The sequence below is a fragment of the Streptomyces sp. NBC_00876 genome (genome assembly GCF_045207435.1).
In the GTDB taxonomy this organism is placed as follows: domain Bacteria; phylum Actinomycetota; class Actinomycetes; order Streptomycetales; family Streptomycetaceae; genus Streptomyces.
This window is the reverse complement of sequence record NZ_CP108800.1, coordinates 318,351-337,055: the sequence shown is the minus strand read 5'-3', so window position 1 is coordinate 337,055 and position 18,705 is coordinate 318,351. Positions and strand designations below refer to the sequence as shown.

Genomic DNA, 18,705 nt, shown 5'->3' with positions numbered 1-18,705 from the left:
GGTCAGCCGACCTTTCCTGTGTACGGTTCCACCACGTCGAGCAGCACGTCGCCGTCCAGCTCCAGCCGGGTCGCCGCCACGACGTGGGGTGCGTCGCCCTCGGTGAGCAGCACCGCCGCCGCGTCGGCGAGAACGCCGGCGCTGCGGATCCGCCGGGTGACGGGCGAGAGCAGCACGGTCTCGGCTCCGAACGTCACGCCCTGGCCCTGCGTGCAGGCGACCCGGGTGGCGACCGTCTCCGTGCCCGGGGTGATCGTGGTGAGGAACAGCCCCTCGGCCGACCGTGCCGTGGCCGAACGCAGGGTGTGCAGCGTGCGGGTGAGACGCAGCTCCGGAGTGCTCGACGTCGGATTGGCCTCCACTTCGGTGACCTCGCCGACGACGCGGCCGCCCGCGGGGGCGAACTGCCGGAACCGGGCCGAGGCCGCCCCGGAGCGGATCAGCCGGCTGCCGTCGCGCTGCGGCTCGGTCGGCCGGTCGGTCTGGAGCAGGAACGTCCACTCCCGCGCCGTCTCCGCCTCGGCGAGGTCCAGCAGCACCAGGCGTCCCGACGGGGTGAACACCAGTGTCCGGTCGAGCCGCCGCACCCCCAGCGCGGGGTCGTACATCGCGGCGATCTCCGCCGTCGAGTGCGCCCAGCCGCAGTCGGGGGAGACGAGCACATCGCGCTGCCGGGCCTGCCGCTCGAAGGGGATGTCCCGGTACACGTGGTACCGGTCCTCGTCCGCGTACCCCTGCCCGTCCACCAGCAGAAGATTGTGGTGCGCGGCCTTCTTGCGGTTGCTGTAGCCCTCGTCCACCGCGAGGAAAGCGCCCTGGGAGACGAAGACGAACGAACCCGAATCGGGGTGGTGGTGACCCTGGTTGAGGGTGTCCCAGCCCTTCTCCGCCCGGTGCTTCCCAGCGGTCTCCCAGGCGCGGTGGCCGCCGCCGGGGCTGGCCTTGAACGACACCAGGGTGGCGTCGTCGTCCCAGCCCGTGCGCGCGGCCAGCAGCCCGAGGTCAGGGAAGAACGCCCGCGTCTCGGTGGGCCGGACCGCCGGAACCGACGGGTCGTACCAGAGGTACTCCAGATAGGCCTCCGGCAGGATCCCCGGCCGCACCCCGCTCTCGGCCGCCTCCTGCCACAGCAGCTCGCCCGAAGCGAGATCGCCCATCCACTGTGCCTCGGGGATCGTGTACTGGGCGGCGAGGCGGTAGTAGAGACCGGCGCTGTGACCACTGCGCCGGTCGTGGCAGTCGCCGTGGTCGACGTTGAACGCGAACCCGGGCGCCGTCTGGTGCAGCCGGTAGCGGAACGTCCGGGACATGAAGCCGCCCCGGTCCCACCAGTCGATGCCCTCGGCCTCCTTCAGGAGGTCCAGATGGATGGCGAGGAAGGGCACGCCGTAGCGCCAGTAGACGACGCCCTCGGCATGCGACCCGTCCTCGGGCATCAGGTCCAGAACCGTCCCGAGGTTCTCCTTGGCGCGCTCGGTCCACTCCTGCTTTTCCAGCACATACCCGGCCGTCGCCAGGCCCGCGTAGCAGATCCAGTTGTGGTTCTGCCAGTACGACGACGACCACCAGCGGCCCTCGCTCGCCACCGCGAACTCGTACATCCGCCGCCCCTGGAGCAGCAGTTTGTACCGCAGCAGCGCCCGCACCCCGTCCGGCAGGTCGTCGCCGATCCACCGGTAGGCCAGGGACAGGTGGTGCAGCAGCCAGCCGGCGTCCAGGTCGTGGTCCGGCATATGGGCCCTGCCCCAGTGCGGCAGCCGCACCGCGGCCTCGATCCAGCGCAGGCTCTCCGCCAGATGCGCCGGGTCACCGCCGACCCGGTAGGCGAGCGCCGGGTTGGAGGCGGCCGGGCCGAGCCAGGTGATGCTGGCCAGGGGGTGTGTACGGGGCGGGGTCAGCCCGCGGTGGCGGGCGGCCTCCTCCTGCAGCCGCAGCTCCTGCGCGGGTCGCGGGCCGGGCGGCGGGGTCGCCGAGAGCAGCAAGGGTCAGTCCTCCGTCCGGAAGCGCGCGGTGCTGCCGTCGGCCAGACAGACCGTCAGCCCGTCGTCGTCCAGGTGCACGTCGCTCACCGCGGGGCCGGCCGAAGCGGCCTGGTAGACCGAGGCGAACGTGACCCGGTCGGTTTCGGTGGTGAAGTCCACCCGGGTCCGTACGCGTTGCGGGTCGTCGGCCGGACCCGGGCCCGGCCGGCTCACCGGGCGCACCGGCGCACCGGCCCGGTGCGTGTGCCAGCCGTGCAGGGTCTCGTCGCCGTACCAGGTGGTACGGGCCGCACCCGCCGCCTGCACCTGCACGTCCAGCGCGGTGCCGGGGCGCAACTGGGCGGTGATGTGCCGGGGCTCCGCGGCCGTCACGGTCAGCAGGTCCACCAGATAGCCGGCGCCCGCCACGATCCGCCGGACCCCGCGCACACCCTCGTACGCCGTGGTCACCTCGGCGGTGACGGAACACTCGTCCGAGCCGAGCAGCGTTCCCGCGCACTCCGCCTGTTCGAGGCCGTCCACCCGGAACGCCGGATGGGCCTCGGTCGACGCGTACAGATCACGGAACTCGGCATGGGCGTAGGGCACCTGGCCGGGATCGGGCTGCCACGGCGTGGTGTCGCCGTAGAGATAGAGAGACAGCTTGTCCCGGTGGCCGTGCGAACCGCCGTGCGGACCGAAGTCGAGCAGCGCGTGAATGCCCGCGACCCGCAGCACCGCATAACCGGCGGTGTCGAACAAGGTGAGCGCCCCGGGCGCCGGGCGCTCCGGCAGGGGCGGGCCGGTGAACCAGCCGCCCAGCTCCCGGTCCAGCCCGTCGTCGCCGGCGCCCAGCTCGGCACGGGCCCGGCCGGCCACCGCGTCCAGCGCGGCCGAAGGGACCAACTGCTGGGCAAGGGCGATGAGTTCGAGCCACTCCAGGGCGAGCAGGGCACGCAGGTACGGGCCGTCGTGCAGCGCGGGCAGTATGCCGCCCGGCGTCGCGATCGCCGCCAGGACATCCGTCATCCCGGCCAGCACACCCACCACATCGGCCGGCAGGGCCGACGGATCGGTGCCGCGCAGCGCCAGCAGCGCCGCCCGCAGCACGAACCCGTGGTAGTAGGTGCTGCCCTCCCACTCCCAGCCGTCCTCGGCGACCGCGACCCGCAGATGCGCGTACAGCCCGCTGTCGCCCTCCAGCCACTCCTTGGAGCCGTCCCACTCCTGCCCGCGCACCGCCGCGGCGCCGCGCCCGGCGGCGGCGCCGGCGGCATTGAGCCACGCGGTGTAGTTGGAGGCGAGCTGGCCCTTGCCGACCAGCACGGAGCGGGCATCGAGCGCCGCCCGCTCCAGGGAATCGAGCAGCGGCAGCACCGCGGACAGATCATCCGTGCCGTGCTCGGCGAGCGTGATGACGGTGTGGCCGATGTTCACCGCCCAGATCGCGTCGGTCAGCGCCTGGTGAAAGAGCCGGCCGCGCAGCATCCAGCCCTGCGCCTCGCCGTGCTGGGCCGTGGCGAGCTCCTCGTACAGCTCGGTGTACTCCACGAGGCGGGCCACCGCCTCCGCGCGCTCGCCGCGGTGGGCGAGCACCCGAAGATGCCGCGCCCACGCCTGGTGCGACAGCACCAGCCAGGCGCCGCGCACCGCCTCGTTGTCCACCCGGCAGCCGTACGCGCAGCGCGCACCGCCCTCGAGGAACACCCCGGCGAGCACATCGCCGTGGTCCAGCTCCACCCCGTGCGCGGGGCAGACGTACGCGTGCCACCAGCCGCCGCGCTCCCGCGCGATCCGCCTCAACGCGGCCATACGCCACCGTCGATGTCCACCGTGGTGGCCGTGAGGAAGCCGGAGGAGGGCGACGCCAGGTGGACGACGGCCGAGGCCACGTCCTCAGGCGTGCCGGCCCGGCCCACCGGGATGCCCGCCTCCATCGCCTCCTGCGCCGCCGGCGCGGTGAACGTGTCATGGAAGGCGGTGCCCTTGATGAAGCCCGGGGCGACCGTGTTCACGGTGATGCCGCTGCCGCCGAGCTCCTTGGCCAGCCCCTTGGTGAATCCCCGGATTCCGGCCTTGGCGGCCGCGTAGGCGACCGATCCGGGGCCGCCGCCGTTGTGCGCGGCCAGCGACGACATCGTGATGATGCGCCCGGCGGACGACTCCTTCAGCTGCGGCAGCGCCGCCCGGACCGTACGGAACGTCGACGTCAGGTTGGTGCTGATGACCTGGTCGAAGTGGTCGTCGGACATCTCGGCGATCGTCGCCCGCCCGATCAGATGGCCGGCGTTGCAGACCAGGACGTCCAGCCCGCCGAGGAACCCGGTGGCCTCCTCGACGAAGCGGTCCACCTCGGCCGTCACCGTCACATCGGCCTGGAACGCCTTGGCCCGCCGGCCCAGCGCCTCGATCGCGGAGACCGTCTTGGCGGCCTCGTCGGCGGAGGAGTGGTAGTGGACGGCGACATCGGCGCCGGCCTCGGCCAGGGCGACGGCGATGGCGCGGCCGATGCCGTGGCCCGCCCCGGTCACCAGCGCGCGGGAACCTTGGAGATCAGCAGACATGGGGGGTAACCCTTTCGATAACCGGCCGTTGAGGACCGGGACCGGTCACTTGAGACCGGCGGTTGCGAAGCCCTGCACGAAGTAGCGCTGGCCGATCAGGAAGAGAACGACCATGGGCAGGGTGGCGAGCGTGGTGCCCGCCATCAGGAAGTGCCACTGGGGGCCGTTCTCCGTCCTGAAGACGGAGAGCCCCACCTGGATGACCCGCAGACTGTCCGTCCGGGTCACCAGCAGCGGCCAGAGGAAGTTGTTCCAGGAGGACTCGAAGGTCAGCAGCGCCACCGTGATGAGGGCGGGCTTGACCTGCGGCGTCATGATCCGGGCGTAGATCCGGAACTCGCCCAGACCGTCCAGCCGGGCGGCCTCCTCCAGCTCCACCGGCAGGTCCAGATAGAACTGCCGGAAGAGGAAGACCGCGAACGGGGTGACCGCGCCGGGCACGATGAGCGCCCACCAGGTGTCGAGCCAGCCGCTGCCGCCCTGGCCGAACAGGTCGTTCCCGCCGGCCAGCGGCATGAAGCGGACGATCAGGAACTCGGGCAGCACCTTCGTGTACGTCGGGATCATCAGCGCCGCGATGAACAGGTAGAAGATGACCTCACTGCCCCGGAACTTGATCCGGGCCAGCGAATAGCCGGCCATCGAGGCGATCACCAGGTTGAGCACGGTGTGACTGATCGCGATGATGAAGCTGTTACGGGCGTACGTGGCGAAGGGAGCGGCCTTCAGCGCCTCGGTGTAGTTGCTGAAGTCCCAGTGCTCCGGCAGCAGTCCGGCGTCCTGCGACGCGATCTCCACCGGAGTCTTGAGCGAGGTCAGCACCATCCAGACGAACGGCACCACCATCAGCAGCGACACGGCGGACAGCGTCACATAGAGCGCGATCCGCCCGAAAGTGACCGGCTTCCCCTTGGCCGTGGGCCGGGGCGGGCGAGCGAGGCCGGGCTTGTGCAGCTCAGTTGTGGCCACGGGTACCTCCCATGATCCGCCGGTTGACCAGGGTGAAGCCCATCAGCAGGACGAACAGCACCAGGGACTGGGCGCAGGCGTAGCCGACGCGGAACTCCCGGAAGGCGGACTTGTAGATCTCGTACGTCATCATCGTGGTGCTGTTGGCCGGACCACCCTCGGTGAGGATGTAGATCTGGTCGAACGACTGGAACGCGGTGATCATCGAGGTGATGAGCACGAAGAACGTCGCGGGCTTCAGCAGCGGCAGAGTGATGGAGAAGAACTGCCGGGCCTTGGACGCACCGTCCACCGACGCAGCTTCGTAGAGCTCCTTCGGCAGGGACTGGAGCGCGGCCAAGTAGATGAGCATCTTCATGCCGATGCCCTGCCAGATGCCGACCAGGATCACCGAGGGCAACGCCCAGGTGGTCGACGAGAGCCAGGCCGGGCCGTCGATCCCGACGAAGGAGAGCAGGGCGTTGAGCAGCCCGTTGCTCGGGTTGTAGATCCACAGCCAGACCAGGGCGATCGCCACCGTGGCGGTGACCTGCGGCAGGAAGATCGCGGTACGGAAGATGCCGCGCGCCTTCAGGCCCGTGTGCAGGGCCAGTGCCACCAGCAGCCCCAGGATCATGCCGAACGGCACGGTGAAGAAGGTGTAGACGACGGTGTTGACGATGGACTTGCGGAACACCGCGTCGTCCATCATCTCCTTGAAGTTGTCCAGCCCCACGAACTGCGGCGGCGTCAGCACGTCGTACTTCGTGAAGGCCAGGACGAGCGAGGCGACGACCGGCAGGCCGATCCAGAGCGCCGCGTGCAGCAGGGCGGGGGCCACCATCAGCATGCCGGCCCGTTGCCGGCGGCGCCCCGGACCCGTCGGGGTCCTGCCGGCCCGCCGCGTGGCGGGCCGGGGCTTCTCAGGCGGGGAAGGCGGCCGCGCGGGCCGTGCCTTCAGTACGGATACAGCTCCCACGGTGGCGCCTCACATCCGGCCGATGGCGGCTTCGGCGAGACGGCCGAGTTCCGCGATGGCGTCCTTCGCGGACTGGTCGCCCACGATCGCGGGCTCCAGCGTCGGCTTGATCTTCTCGCGGATCTCCATCCAGGCCGCGGTGCCGCCCTCGGAGCAGGCGGCGCTCATGTTCTGCAGGGAGAGGTCGACGAACTTGTTCTCCTTCACGTAGCTGGTGTCGCTGAGGTCCTTGAGTCCCGGCACCGAGCCGCGCTGCTTGGCGGCGCCCAGGATGGACTCCGGGGTCGCGAGGTACTCGACCAGCGCACGGGCCGCGGCGGGATGCTTGGAGCTGGCCGACTGGGTGACGAGAGTGCCGCCCTGGAGCATCGCGGGCTTGCGGTTGGCCAGCACGAAGGCGCCGAGCTTGTCGTCCTTCAGCAGCTCCGGGTTCTGCAGGCGGACCTGCTCCCACAGGGCGCTGGTCGTCATCATCATCGACGCCTTGCCCGTCTGGACGTTCGCCGGTTCACCGAGTGCCGTCTTCTTGGCGTAGCTGGCGGAGCCGTCCTTGATGAGGTCCTTGAAGAACTGCAGAGCCTCGACACCCCGGTTGTCGGTGAAGAGCACCTTCTTGCCGTCCGCGCTGAACAGCTGACCGCCGTTGGCGAACAGGAAGGTCTCCCAGCACTGGCGCAGATCGATGGAGAACGGGTCGAAACCGACCCGCCCGTCCTTCGTCAGCTGCTTGGCCACGGCCCGCAGCTCGGCCCAGTTGGCGGGCGTCTTCTTGATGCCCGCCTCGGCGAAGTGGTCCTTGCGGTAGACGACGATGCGGGTGTCCAGCACCACCGGCAGCGCGTACAGCTTGCCGTCGTAGCGCGACGGCTCCAGCACCCGCTTCTCGTAGTCGTGCGCGGTGGCGAGCTTCTCCGGCAGCGGGGCGATCGCCTTCTTGGCCGCGAACGGCGGGATCCAGCCGACCCCCATCATCAGCACGTCGGGCAGCAGGCCGCCGGCCATACCGGTGGTGATCTTCTCGTTGAGCTGCGCATACGTGGTGTAGTCCACGTTCACCTTGACGTCCGGATACTTCTTCCGGAAGCCGACGAGGATCTCCTTCTCCAACAGCTGCTTGCCGTTGGCGTTCTCGTAGATCGGGGTGAGCAGCGTGATCTCGCCCTCGGCGGGACCATCGGCGGAGCCGGCGGCCGTGGAGCCGGTCCCGCAGCCGCTGAGAGCGGCCGCAGCAGTACCGGCACCGATGGCAGCGAGCAGCGACCGTCGTTTGAGTTCCATTGGGCACCCCTTTTGAGGTGGAGACAGTGGATCGATCCAGCGATGGCAACTCAGCCATGGCCGAGAAGCGCTGGTAAATCGATGCACTGAGACTAAGAACGCTGTGAGAGGCTCGTCAACAGCTGATGCACAACAATTTTCAGGGAAGTTAACGGGTGTACCGGTGAAGCAAGTTCAGTAAATCGGTACACTAGGCTGGCTGAACACGTCACGAACCGGAGGTGGCATGAGCGGGGTAACGATCCATCAGGTCGCGGAGGCTGCAGGTGTCTCCGCCAGCACGGTGTCGAACGTCCTCAACGGACGTACGGACCGTATGCAGGCGTCGACCCTGGCTCGCGTGGAGCGGGTGATCGAGCAGCTCAGCTACCGGCCCAACCGGGCGGCGCGCATGCTGCGCACCGGCCGGATCCAGGTCATCGGCCTGATCGTGCCGTCCGTCGCCAACCCCTTCTGGGGGGCGCTCGCCCGGGAGCTGGAGGCCATCGCGCTGGCCGAGGGCTACCACGTACTGCTCTGCAACAGCGAGCGCGATCCGGCCCGCGAGCTCAAGTACGGCGAGGAACTGCTGGCCGACGGTGTGAGTGGTGTGGTGCTCTGCTCCTCGCTGCCCTCGCTCGAACATGTGGCCCCGCTGCTCAGCCGCGGTCTGAAGATGGTCGCCTTCGACCGCACCGCCCAGGCGGGCGATCCGCCGTCGCTGGCCTCCATCAGTGTCGACAACGCGATGGGCGCCGAGCTCGCCACCCGGCACCTCCTCGAGCTGGGCCACCGCCGGCTGGCCTTCGTCTCCGGCTCGGTCAACAGCGTCAACCGCCGTGAGCGTCTGCGCGGGTTCCGGGCCGCTCTGGAGTCGGCGGGCCTCGATCCGGCCGACGCCATCGTCTGGCCCGGCGCCGACACCGCCGAGTTCGGTGACAAGGACGCCGCCGAACTGGGGCGCAAGGCCGCCCGCGAACTGCTCTGCGGACCGCGCCCGCCCACCGCCTTCGTCGCCATCAACGACATGTGCGCCATCGGGATCTGCCGGGGCGCGAAGGACGCCGGCCGCAACGCGGGACACGACGTCTCGGTGGTCGGGTTCGATGACATCCTGCTCGCCGACCTCTTCGAGCCGCCGCTGACCACGGTCCGCCAGCCGCTGCCGGAGATGGCGGCCGAGACCTTCCAGCAGCTGCGGGCCCGTATCGACTCGGCCCCGGTCGCCGGACGTTCGCTCCTGATCAGGCCCAGACTGGTGGTCCGGGAGTCGACGGCCCCCGCACCCGCCGAAGTGCCTGCGCAGGGCGCGACCCTCGCGCACCGGTGAGCCACCGGAGCCGGCCGGTGCACGGGCGAGGCTTGGACACCGTCCGTGAGGCGGCGCCCTCGCGCCGGCGCGTGCCGGGACGTCCCGAGGCGCCCGCCGCGAGCTCCGCACCCGTCCGAGGACCAGGACGTGGTGCGGGCGCCGTTTCGGCCCGCAACGAATCCTGAACCGGATCCCGGGGATTCCCGGGACCTCCCGTGGCACGATCGGTTCCCGCAGCCGGCCGAGGCGCCGGGTGCTTCGTGGGGAGGGATTCATGGCGACACGGTGGAGTCTGACGATCGACTGCGCGCGCCCCGCGCAACTGGCGCGGTTCTGGGCACTCGCCCTGGGGTACGCGCAGAAGCCGCCGCCGAAGGGATTCGGCAGCTGGGAGGAGTGGTTCGCGCACTACGACGTCCCGGAGGAGGAGTGGGACGACGGCGCCTACCTGGCGGACCCGGACGGCGAGGGGCCCGGCCTGTCCTTCATGAAGGTGCCCGAGCCGAAGGCGGGCAAGAACCGGCTGCATCTGGATGTGCAGGCCGGCGGCGGCCGTGAGGTGGCGTGGGAAGTGCGGTGGCCGCGCGTGCTGGAGGCGCTGGCCCGGCTGACTGCCGCGGGAGCGACGGTCCTTCATGAGTACGAGGCCCAGGGCCGGCCCGATCACTTCATGATGGCGGACCCGGAGGGCAACGAGTTCTGCCTGCTGTGACGGCCGGGCACGAGCGCGGGGCGGCCGTCCGTGGTGGCCCGGCCGCCCCGCGCCCCGGTGGGGTGCCGGTCAGTTCGTCGAGGCGGTCCAGCCGTTCGCCTCGATGCGCCGGGCGTCACCCGGTCTCCCTTCGTCGAAGACGGCACGTCCGCCGTCCTCGACCCTGATGGCGTCCACGTACACCCCGCGGCCGACGTACAGCTGGTCCGTGGCGTAGCGCCAGCGGAGCAGGACCGTCGCGCCGCGCCAGCCCGAGAGGTCCGCGTCCAGCCGGTGCCAGACCCGGCCCGACCAGCCGGACACCGAGCCCGCGGGGTGCGGTTCGGGTTGCTCACGGCCCTTTCGCGATGCCGGTCCTGTGGTGAAGGGGACCGGCTGCCAGGTGGCCCCGGCGTCCGCGGAGGCCTCCAGGAAGAGGTAGTCGGACCCCGGCTCGGTGTCCCACCACAGGGCGCAGCTCAGCCGGGCGCGCGCGGAGGCGAGGGGGAGCGGCGGGAGGGCGAGGGTGGCCGACGAGGCGCTCGCCAGACCGGAGAACCATGCCGTACGGCCGCGGGCAGGCCGGACCGCGACGGCTCGGGCCATCTGGTTGGCGGTGGCGACGCGGGGCGCGCTGCCGGAGCGCCAGCTGCGCACCGGGTGGACCGAGTTGCCCAGCACGATCAGGAACGAGTCGGTGCTCGGGTCCAGGACCAGGCTGGTGCCCGTGAAGCCGGTGTGGCCCGCCGTGCGCGGAGTGGCCATCGCCCCCATGTACCAGTGCTGGTAGAGCTCGAAGCCGAGCCCGTGCGCGTCACCGGGGAACGCGGTGTTGAAGTCCGTGAACAGCAGATCCACCGACGCGGCCGAGAGAATCCTCGCGCGGCCGTAGACGCCGCCGTTGAGCAGGGTGCGGGCGAGGATCGCCAGGTCCCAGGCGCAGGAGAAGACCCCGGCGTGGCCGGCGACACCGTCGAGGCTGTACGCGTTCTCGTCGTGCACCTCGCCCCAGACCAGTCCGCGCTCAAGACCGGACCAGGGGAGCCGGGCGTCCTCGGTCGCGGCGATCTTCGGCTTCCAGGAGGCCGGCGGGTTGTAGCGGGTGCGCTGCATCCCGAGCGGAGCGGTGATCTGTTCGCGGAGCAGCACGTCCTGGGCCCGGCCGGTGATCTTCTCCAGCACCAGCTGGAGCGAGATCAGGTTGAGGTCGGAGTAGAGGTAGACCGTGCCCGGAGGGTTCGCCGGCACCTCGCTCCAGAGCAGCGCCAGCTTCCCCTCCCGGGTGGGCGCCTTGTAGAGCGGGATCCAGGAGCGGAAACCGGAGGTGTGCGTGAGCAGCTGACGGATCGTGATGTCCTGCTTGCCGCCGCCGGCGAAGTCCGGGAGATACGAGGCTACGGTCGCCTCCAGCTCCAGCGTGCCGCGCTCGATCTGCTGCACGGCCAGGATCGAGGTGAACAGCTTGGACACCGACGCCAGGTCGAAGACCGTGTCCTCGGCCATGGGGATCTGCTGGTCGGCCGGGAACTCCACACCGGTGTCGGTCTTCTCGTCGTACGCCGCATAGCGCACCGCCTTGCCGATCGGCCGGTGCAGCGCCACCGTCCCGCCCCGCCCCGCGAGCAGCACGGCGCCCGCGTACCAGGGATGCTTGGGCGAATCCGCGAGATATCTCTCCGCTTCCGTGACCAGTTGGTCGAGCGGCTCCTGCAACAGCCCCGCTCGGGCGGCCGATCCGCGCCGCAGCGTCGGTCTGCCCTGCCCCGACGGCGTACCCGCCGCAGTCCCTGTGCCCATGTCCGACGACCCCGCCCCCGACTCCGTGGCAGACGCCGCCCCCGCGAAAGGAATGGGCGCCAGGGCGAGTGCTCCGCCCAGGGCCAGCATCCCACCGCCGAGCCTCCGCCGGCTGATGCCGCCGCCCGCCGTGTCCTCGGTCATCCGGAACCCCTTCCCACTGCCTGAAAGTAATTTTCGAAATCTCTTCCGAGCATGAAACTTCCTGCCGAGGCAGAGAGTACTGTCACCCCCCGCCGTCACGGAGGCCTCGGGAGTCACAAAGAATCTGACACTGCATCAGAAAATCTCTTCCCTCGGTTGTCGGACTGCGGCATCCTGCCGCCCATGGAGACGGAGCTGAGCCAAAAACTGGGTATCGAGCACGCCATCTTCGGCTTCACGCCGTTCCCGGCGGTGGCCGCGGCCATCACCCGGGCCGGTGGATTCGGCGTACTCGGCGCGGTCCGCTACACCGCCCCCGACGACCTCGCACGTGATCTCGACTGGATGCAGGAACACACGGACGGCAAGCCCTACGGACTCGACGTCGTCATGCCCGCCAAGAAGGTGGAGGGCGTGAGCGAGGCCGATGTGGAGGCGATGATCCCGCCCGGCCACCGGCAGTTCGTCCAGGAAACCCTCGCCAAGCACGGAGTCCCCGAACTCGCCGAGGGCGAGGCCTCGGGCTGGCGCATCACGGGCTGGATGGAGGAAGTCGCCCGCAACCAGCTCGACGTGGCCTTCGACTACCCCATCAAGCTGCTCGCCAACGCGCTGGGCTCACCACCCGCCGACGTCGTGGCCCGTGCCCACGAGCATGACGTCCTCGTCGCCGCGCTCGCCGGAAGCGCCCGGCACGCCCGGCACCACGCGGACGCCGGAATCGACGTCGTCGTCGCCCAGGGGTACGAAGCGGGCGGCCACACCGGCGAGATCGCCTCCATGGTCCTCGTCCCGGACGTGGTGGACGCCGTGGGACCACTCCCGGTCCTCGCCGCGGGAGGCATCGGCAGCGGTGAACAGATCGCCGCCGGGCTCGCGCTGGGCGCCCAGGGCGTCTGGCTCGGCTCGCTGTGGCTCACCACGGAGGAGGCGGACATGCACTCCCGGGCCCTGACCGCCAAACTCCTCGCCGCGGGCTCCGGCGACACCGTCCGCTCCCGCGCACTCACCGGCAAACCCGCGCGTCAGCTCCGTACCGAATGGACCGACGCCTGGGACGACCCGGCGGGACCCGGCACCCTGCCCATGCCCCTCCAGGGGCTCCTGGTCGCCGAGGCCGTCTCGCGTATCCAGAAGTACGAAACGGGCGCCCTGCTCGGCACGCCCGTCGGCCAGATCGTCGGCCGGATGAACACCGAACGCAGCGTGCAGGCCGTCTTCGACGACCTGACCAGCGGCTTCGAACGGGCCATCGACCGGATCAACCGCATCGCCGGACGGAGCGCCTCATGAACCAGCCGCCCAACGGCTTCTGGGCCCAGGCCACCGCCGAACCCGACCGCAGGGTCCTCGTCGCACCCGACGGCGAGGAATGGACGGCGGGCCGGCTGCACGCCGAGGCCAACCGCATGGTCCACGGACTGCGCGCGGCCGGACTCGAGGAGGGCGACGCCTTTGCCGTCGTCCTGCCCAACGGCGTCGAGTTCCTCACCGCTTATCTGGCCGCCTCGCAGGCCGGTTTCTACCTCGTCCCCGTCAACCACCACCTCGTGGGCCCGGAGATCGCCTGGATCGTCTCCGACTCCGGCGCCAAGGTGCTCATCGCCCACGAACGCTTCACGGAGGCGGCGACCGCCGCCGCCGACGAGGCGAAACTCCCGGCGAGCCACCGCTATGCGGTCGGCGCCGTCGACGGCTTCCGCCCCTACGCCGAACTGCTGGAGAACCGGCCGGTCGCGCCGCCCGAGGGGCGCACCCTGGGCTGGGTCATGAACTACACCTCCGGCACCACCGGCCGCCCGCGCGGTATCCGCCGGCCGCTGCCCGGAAAGCTTCCCGAGGAGAGCTACCTCGGCGGCTTCCTCGGCATCTTCGGCATCAAGCCGTTCGACGGAAACGTCCACCTCGTCTGCTCACCGCTCTACCACACCGCCGTGCTGCAGTTCGCCGGTGCCGCCCTGCACATCGGCCACCCGCTCGTCCTGATGGACAAGTGGTCGCCCGAGGAGATGCTCCGGGCGATGGACACCCACCGCTGCACCCACACGCACATGGTCCCGACCCAGTTCCACCGCCTTCTCGCCCTCCCCGACGAGGTCCGGCAGCGGTACGACGTCTCGGCCATGCGCCACGCCATCCACGGCGCCGCACCCTGCCCCGACCACGTCAAACGAGCCATGATCGACTGGTGGGGCCGGTGCGTCGAGGAGTACTACGCGGCCAGCGAGGGAGGCGGCGCCTTCGCCACCGCCGACGACTGGCTGAAGAAACCGGGCACCGTCGGCCGGGCCTGGCCGATCAGTGAACTCGCGGTCTTCGACGACGACGGCAACCGGCTCGGGCCGGGCGAACTCGGCACCGTCTACATGAAGATGAGCACCGGCGGCTTCAGCTACCACAAGGACGAGGGCAAGACGCGGAAGAACCGCATCGGCGACTTCTTCACCGTCGGCGACCTCGGTGTCCTCGACGAGGACGGTTACCTCTTCCTCCGCGACCGCAAGATCGACATGATCATCTCCGGCGGGGTGAACATCTACCCCGCCGAGATCGAGAGCGCCCTGCTCACCCACCCCGCGGTCGCCGACGCAGCCGTCTTCGGGATCCCGCACGCCGACTGGGGCGAGGAGGTCCGGGCCGTCGTCGAAGCCGCCGAGGGACACGAGGCGGGCGACGAGCTCGCCGCCGAGATCCTCGGACACTGCGCCGGGCTGCTCGCCGGGTACAAACGGCCCAAGACCCTCGGCTTCATCACGACGATGCCCCGCGACCCCAACGGCAAGCTGTACAAACGTCGGCTGCGCGAACCGTACTGGGAGGGGCACGCGTAAGACCCCCGGCCGGGCGGGCGTCCGACCGGCCCCTGACCGCAGCGGTCAGGGGCCGGTCGCCGGCCGGGACGCGCTACCGGCGCTCGTGCACCCGCACCACCCGCAGCGCGGGGGAACGCGCGATGTCCTTCTCGCAGAACCGGGACGTCACCCAGCGCTCACCCGAGTACAGCTCGGTCTGGTCGCTGTAGTGCGGGGACGCCGGATTCGACGACTGGGAGTACGTGAGCAGCGTCCGCGCCACCGGGCAGGGACCGCCGTCCCAGCCGACCGCCTGGATGTAGCTGGAGCCGGTCGAGATGTCCGTGTAACCGCCCGCCGCCGCGTCCCACACGCCCTCGGTCTTGTTCCAGATGCCCAGGGCCTCCGTACCGCCGCCGATCGGTATGCGCCCCTCGCCCCGCAGCACCGACTGGTGCTCGCCCAGCGGGGCGTCCAGCGCGATGCCCGCGCCCCTCAGCTCGGCCACCGCGTCGGCGAGCGCCACGAGGACCCCCGGCGCCGAGGTGTTGAGCGTGCGGGGCGTGCCGACCGGGTCGGCGGGGGAGAAGGGAACCTTCCACAGCTCGGCCGCCGGCACCGCCACCGCCCGGCGCCAGAACCGGTCGAAGAGCAGCGCGCCCCGGCTCCCGGTGTCGACCTTCCGGTCCCAGTCGCGCAGCACCGCGCACGCCGCCGACACATCGACCGGCGCGCCCTTGCTCCCGGCCGTGGTGCCCCCGGGCAGCGCCGCACACGCGCGTGCCAGGTCCGCCGCCGCCAGATCACCGGCCGGCGCCCGGTTCGCGAACTGCTGACGTTGCAGATCGGCGACGGTCAGCCCGCCGCTCCCCGCCATCGCGGACACGTCCTGGACGGCGCCCCGGGTCCGCATGGAGCGCGGTGTGGCGACTGTCCCGAACACGCGCTCGTAGCCGCTCAGCGGAGCGTCGGCGTTCGTCAGCCAGGCGCTGTCGTTGGAGTTCTCGACGTACGGGGCGTCCTTCACGGTCGGCATCCGGCCCGGCCCGAAGATCCCGGGCTGCACCGCGTCAGGGTCCGACCCGAGGGCGCAGTCGCTCCGCGAGCCGTCCAGGACCGCGAGACCGGACGCCGCGTACGTGGCGCGGCCCAGCGGCGTCGAGCAGCGCTGTGCGAGATCGTCCGTGATCCTGGGCAGCACCTGCGACTGCGAGAACAGCGTGTGCCCCGAGGAGTCCGCCGCGATCGTGTTGACCCACGGCAGACCCTGCGTACGGCGCAGGGCCTCCACGATCCCGGCCGTGCTGCGCGCCTTGCTGAAGCCGAGGGACGTGTCGCCCGTGCGCAGGTTCACGGCGTTGGGGTCATTGAGCGCGTACGCGGTCGATGAGGTCCAGGGCAGCGGCATCCCCGCACCGAGCGAGGTGACGACCGGTCCGTACCGGGTCCACCACTGGACGCGGGTCACGTCCGGTCCGCCCCTGACCGCCACCGACACCGTGCGCCTGGCCATCCGCTGCGGGCTGCCGTCCACCAGGTACACGGTCGGATCGGCCGGATCCAGGGTCAGCTGATGCAGATTGAGGGTGACGCCCGTGGCCACGGTATGGCTCCACGCGACGTTCGCGCTGTGCCCGATGGACATGGTCGGCGATCCGAGCAGCGAACCGCCCGCCACGTTCAGCTCCCCGGGGATGGTCTGCTGGGACTGCCAGAACCGCCGCCCGCCCTGCCACGGATAGTGCGGATTGCCGAGCAGCAGCCCGCGCCCGCCCGCCGTCGTACTGCCGCGGAACGCCACGGCGTTGGACCCCATGTCGGCGTTCTGCGTGGACAGCAGCCGCGCCGCCGCGTCCGCCGCGTCGCCGGGGGACGGCGAGGGGGACGGGGGAGCGGGCGCCGGTGAGGCGGCGGGCGGCTGCGCGGCCGTGATGCCGTCGACGGCGCGCCCCTGACCGCCGAGAACGGAGAGGGAGAAGCTGCGCACCGCGACATCGAGCGCGGTCACCGGGGTCACCCAGCGGGCGCCCCGGCAGGCCGGATCGGTGATCCGGTTCTGCGCCAGCCAGGCGTTGTAGCCGGCCGCCCAGCCGCGCTGCAGTTCCCTGGACGCACGGCTCGGACCCGCCGGGGCGGGCACCTTGAGCAGCTTCTCCACGGTGCGGCTCGCGCGCACCCCGCGGAAGTACAGGTCGCTGGAGAGGTTCTTCGCCGCGGAGGACAGCGAACCGTCCGGCGCCGCGTCCGGGCCGAAGTAGCGGGAACGCTCGCCGCGCAGCGTGACGAACCCGTCGGCGAGGGTGCACACCTGGTCGGCGGCCTGCGCCCAGCCGTTGCCGAAGCCCAGATTCGCGTAGTCCTTCGCCACGATGTGCGGAATGCCGTACTCGGTGTAGCGGATCACGGCGGAGAGCCCGCCGCCCGAAGGATGGTGGGTGCGGGTGGTGAGCGCCGAGGCCGGCGGCAGGGACGCCGACACGGTGAACAGCGCAAGACCGGATACGGCGAGAATCCTCAGACGCTTCCGGAGGGGCAACGGTCCTCCCAGCTGTGCGGGTGCGAAAGGCGGTTACTCAGTAGTTCGAGATGTCATGGGCAACTCAGCCAGCACGCCCGTACGCCTGTCAACAGGGCGGCCCGCACCGTGACCCTTGACCGCCGGGCCCCGCCCGCACAGGATCACGCCATGACAGGTGTACGCAGCAGCACAGTCGACGGCGTCGTGACCCGCAGCGCACGGCGCACCCCCGAGCGCACCGCCCTGCGGTACGCCGGCCGGGCCTGGACCTACCGGGGGCTCGACGAGGCGGTCGATACCGCGGCCGCCGTCCTCATGGACGGTCACGGGCTGCGCCCGGGGGACCGGGTCGCCTCCTACGCCCACAACTCCGACGCGTACCTGATCGCCTTCCTGGCCTGCGCACGCGCCGGACTGGTCCACGTACCGGTCAACCAGAACCTCACCGGCGAGGACCTCGGCTACATCCTGAGCCAGTCCGGCAGCGCCCTGGTCCTCACCGACCCGGACCTCGCCGGCCGCGTCCCGGACGGGTACGCCGTACGGGCGCTGCGCGACGCACCGGACTCCCTGCTGGCCGAACTCGCCACGCCGCGCGCCTTCGAGGCCGGGCACGAACCGGCCGCCGACGACCTCGTCCAGCTGCTGTACACCTCCGGCACCACCGCGTTGCCCAAGGGCGCGATGATGACGCACGGGGCCCTCGTCCACGAGTACGTCAGCGCCGTCACCGCCCTCGACCTGCGCGCGGGCGACCGGCCCGTCCACGCGCTGCCGCTCTACCACTCCGCGCAGATGCACGTGTTCCTGCTGCCCTACCTCGCGGTCGGCGCCGAGAACACGGTCCTGGACTCACCGGACGCGGGCCGGATCTTCGACCTCGTCGAGTCCGGACAGGCCGACAGCCTCTTCGCGCCTCCCACCGTGTGGATCGGCCTCGCCAACCACCCGGACTTCGCGGTCCGTGACCTCGGCGGCCTGCGCAAGGCGTACTACGGGGCGTCGATCATGCCCGTGCCGGTGCTGGAACGTCTTCGCGACCGTCTGCCGGGCCTCGCCTTCTACAACTGCTTCGGGCAGAGCGAGATCGGCCCCCTCGCCGCGGTACTCGGACCGGACGAGCACGAGGGCCGGATGGACTCCTGCGGCCGGCCCGTCCTCTTCGTCGAGGCCAGGGTCGTGGACGAGAACGGCAAGGAGGTCCCCGACGGAACCGCGGGCGAGGTGGTCTACCGCTCGCCCCAGCTGTGCAGCGGCTACTGGGACAAGCCCGAGGAGAGCGCGGAGGCGTTCCGCGACGGCTGGTTCCACTCCGGCGACCTCGCCGTCCGTGACCCGGAGGGCTACTTCACCGTCGTCGACCGGGTGAAGGACGTCATCAACTCCGGCGGCGTCCTCGTCGCCTCCCGGCAGGTGGAGGACGCCCTGTACACCCATCCCGCCGTCGCGGAGGCGGCAGTCGTCGGGCTGCCCGACGAACGCTGGATCGAGGCCGTCACCGCCGTCGTCGTGCTGCGCGGGGAGGCGACCGAGGCCGAACTGATCAGCCACGCCCGCGAGAGGCTCGCCCACTTCAAGGCCCCCAAGCGGGTCGTGTTCGTGGACGCACTCCCGCGCAACGCCAGTGGAAAGATCCTCAAGCGCGAGCTCCGCGACCGTTTCGCCTGACCGGCCGGTATTCCCGCCGTACGGGACGGCGCCGGGGCCCAGGGCGGCCCCGGCGCATCCTGCCGCAACGAGAA

13 protein-coding genes are annotated in these 18,705 nt (G+C 70.9%); 5 read left to right on the top strand and 8 right to left on the bottom strand.

Going from position 1 to position 18,705, the window contains the following annotated elements; translation table 11 throughout:
- Window positions 1–2: 2 nt before the first annotated feature.
- The 6 genes from OG782_RS01555 to OG782_RS01530 all read right to left on the bottom strand — a co-directional run bounded on the left by OG782_RS01555 (window position 3) and on the right by OG782_RS01530 (window position 7,730).
- The gene (locus tag OG782_RS01555) at window positions 3–1,982 is read right to left on the bottom strand and encodes a hypothetical protein (protein ID WP_406447533.1); all 1,980 of its coding nucleotides are present in this window, start codon (window positions 1,980–1,982) and stop codon (window positions 3–5) included.
- 3 nt (window positions 1,983–1,985) lie between these two features.
- Complete coding sequence (locus OG782_RS01550) at window positions 1,986–3,773, bottom strand: heparinase II/III family protein (protein WP_406447531.1); 1,788 nt, start codon at window positions 3,771–3,773, stop codon at window positions 1,986–1,988.
- Window positions 3,761–4,525 carry an SDR family NAD(P)-dependent oxidoreductase gene (locus OG782_RS01545; protein ID WP_406447529.1) on the bottom strand — a complete coding sequence of 255 codons (765 nt, stop codon included), beginning with the start codon at window positions 4,523–4,525 and terminating at the stop codon, window positions 3,761–3,763. The genes OG782_RS01550 and OG782_RS01545 overlap by 13 nt, the downstream gene beginning before the upstream one ends.
- Window positions 4,526–4,570: 45 nt before the next feature.
- A complete protein-coding gene (locus OG782_RS01540) occupies window positions 4,571–5,494 on the bottom strand; it encodes a carbohydrate ABC transporter permease (protein WP_406447527.1) in 924 nt (307 codons plus the stop codon).
- Entirely contained in the window at window positions 5,481–6,323 is an 843-nt protein-coding gene (locus OG782_RS01535; RefSeq protein WP_406447525.1) for a carbohydrate ABC transporter permease, read from the bottom strand. The genes OG782_RS01540 and OG782_RS01535 overlap by 14 nt, the downstream gene beginning before the upstream one ends.
- Before the next feature lie 138 nt (window positions 6,324–6,461).
- Window positions 6,462–7,730, bottom strand: a complete 1,269-nt coding sequence (locus OG782_RS01530) for an ABC transporter substrate-binding protein (protein ID WP_406447523.1) — start codon at window positions 7,728–7,730, stop codon at window positions 6,462–6,464.
- Window positions 7,731–7,956: 226 nt separating this feature from the next.
- Between OG782_RS01530 and OG782_RS01525 the strand changes: the two genes are divergently transcribed.
- Both OG782_RS01525 and OG782_RS01520 read left to right on the top strand, forming a co-directional pair.
- Window positions 7,957–9,039 (top strand): LacI family DNA-binding transcriptional regulator, encoded by a 1,083-nt coding sequence (locus OG782_RS01525; RefSeq protein WP_406447521.1) that lies wholly within the window; start codon window positions 7,957–7,959, stop codon window positions 9,037–9,039.
- A 256-nt stretch (window positions 9,040–9,295) separates the two neighbouring features.
- On the top strand, window positions 9,296–9,733 hold the full coding sequence (locus OG782_RS01520) for a VOC family protein (RefSeq protein ID WP_406447519.1): 438 nt from the start codon (window positions 9,296–9,298) through the stop codon (window positions 9,731–9,733).
- A gap of 69 nt (window positions 9,734–9,802) precedes the next feature.
- Here OG782_RS01520 and OG782_RS01515 read toward each other — a convergent pair whose 3' ends face one another.
- The gene (locus OG782_RS01515) at window positions 9,803–11,653 is read right to left on the bottom strand and encodes a serine hydrolase (protein ID WP_406447517.1); all 1,851 of its coding nucleotides are present in this window, start codon (window positions 11,651–11,653) and stop codon (window positions 9,803–9,805) included.
- A gap of 183 nt (window positions 11,654–11,836) precedes the next feature.
- Here OG782_RS01515 and OG782_RS01510 point away from each other — a divergent pair, with 183 nt between their 5' ends.
- Window positions 11,837–12,946: an NAD(P)H-dependent flavin oxidoreductase gene (locus OG782_RS01510; protein WP_406447515.1), complete on the top strand. Its 1,110-nt coding sequence runs from the start codon at window positions 11,837–11,839 to the stop codon at window positions 12,944–12,946.
- Window positions 12,943–14,484, top strand: a complete 1,542-nt coding sequence (locus tag OG782_RS01505) for an acyl-CoA synthetase (protein WP_406447513.1) — start codon at window positions 12,943–12,945, stop codon at window positions 14,482–14,484. The genes OG782_RS01510 and OG782_RS01505 overlap by 4 nt, the downstream gene beginning before the upstream one ends.
- A 73-nt stretch (window positions 14,485–14,557) precedes the next feature.
- On the opposite strand, the gene OG782_RS01500 is transcribed toward OG782_RS01505, so the two are convergent.
- Complete coding sequence (locus OG782_RS01500; protein ID WP_406447511.1) at window positions 14,558–16,981, bottom strand: penicillin acylase family protein; 2,424 nt, start codon at window positions 16,979–16,981, stop codon at window positions 14,558–14,560.
- A gap of 150 nt (window positions 16,982–17,131) precedes the next feature.
- On the opposite strand from OG782_RS01500, the gene OG782_RS01495 reads away from it, so the two are divergent.
- Window positions 17,132–18,631, top strand: a complete 1,500-nt coding sequence (locus OG782_RS01495) for an acyl-CoA synthetase (RefSeq protein WP_406447509.1) — start codon at window positions 17,132–17,134, stop codon at window positions 18,629–18,631.
- The last annotated feature ends 74 nt before the right edge of the window (window positions 18,632–18,705 follow it).

Bases quoted from the DNA above. Each gene is read 5' to 3' on its own strand.
- OG782_RS01550 (WP_406447531.1), bottom strand. From the start codon at position 3,773: ATGGCCGCGTTGAGGCGGATCGCGCGGGAGCGCGGCGGCTGGTGGCAC.
- OG782_RS01545 (WP_406447529.1), bottom strand. From the start codon at position 4,525: ATGTCTGCTGATCTCCAAGGTTCCCGCGCGCTGGTGACCGGGGCGGGC.
- OG782_RS01535 (WP_406447525.1), bottom strand. From the start codon at position 6,323: ATGCTGATGGTGGCCCCCGCCCTGCTGCACGCGGCGCTCTGGATCGGC.
- OG782_RS01530 (WP_406447523.1), bottom strand. From the start codon at position 7,730: ATGGAACTCAAACGACGGTCGCTGCTCGCTGCCATCGGTGCCGGTACT.
- OG782_RS01525 (WP_406447521.1), top strand. From the start codon at position 7,957: ATGAGCGGGGTAACGATCCATCAGGTCGCGGAGGCTGCAGGTGTCTCC.
- OG782_RS01520 (WP_406447519.1), top strand. From the start codon at position 9,296: ATGGCGACACGGTGGAGTCTGACGATCGACTGCGCGCGCCCCGCGCAA.
- OG782_RS01515 (WP_406447517.1), bottom strand. From the start codon at position 11,653: ATGACCGAGGACACGGCGGGCGGCGGCATCAGCCGGCGGAGGCTCGGC.
- OG782_RS01510 (WP_406447515.1), top strand. From the start codon at position 11,837: ATGGAGACGGAGCTGAGCCAAAAACTGGGTATCGAGCACGCCATCTTC.
- OG782_RS01505 (WP_406447513.1), top strand. From the start codon at position 12,943: ATGAACCAGCCGCCCAACGGCTTCTGGGCCCAGGCCACCGCCGAACCC.
- OG782_RS01495 (WP_406447509.1), top strand. From the start codon at position 17,132: ATGACAGGTGTACGCAGCAGCACAGTCGACGGCGTCGTGACCCGCAGC.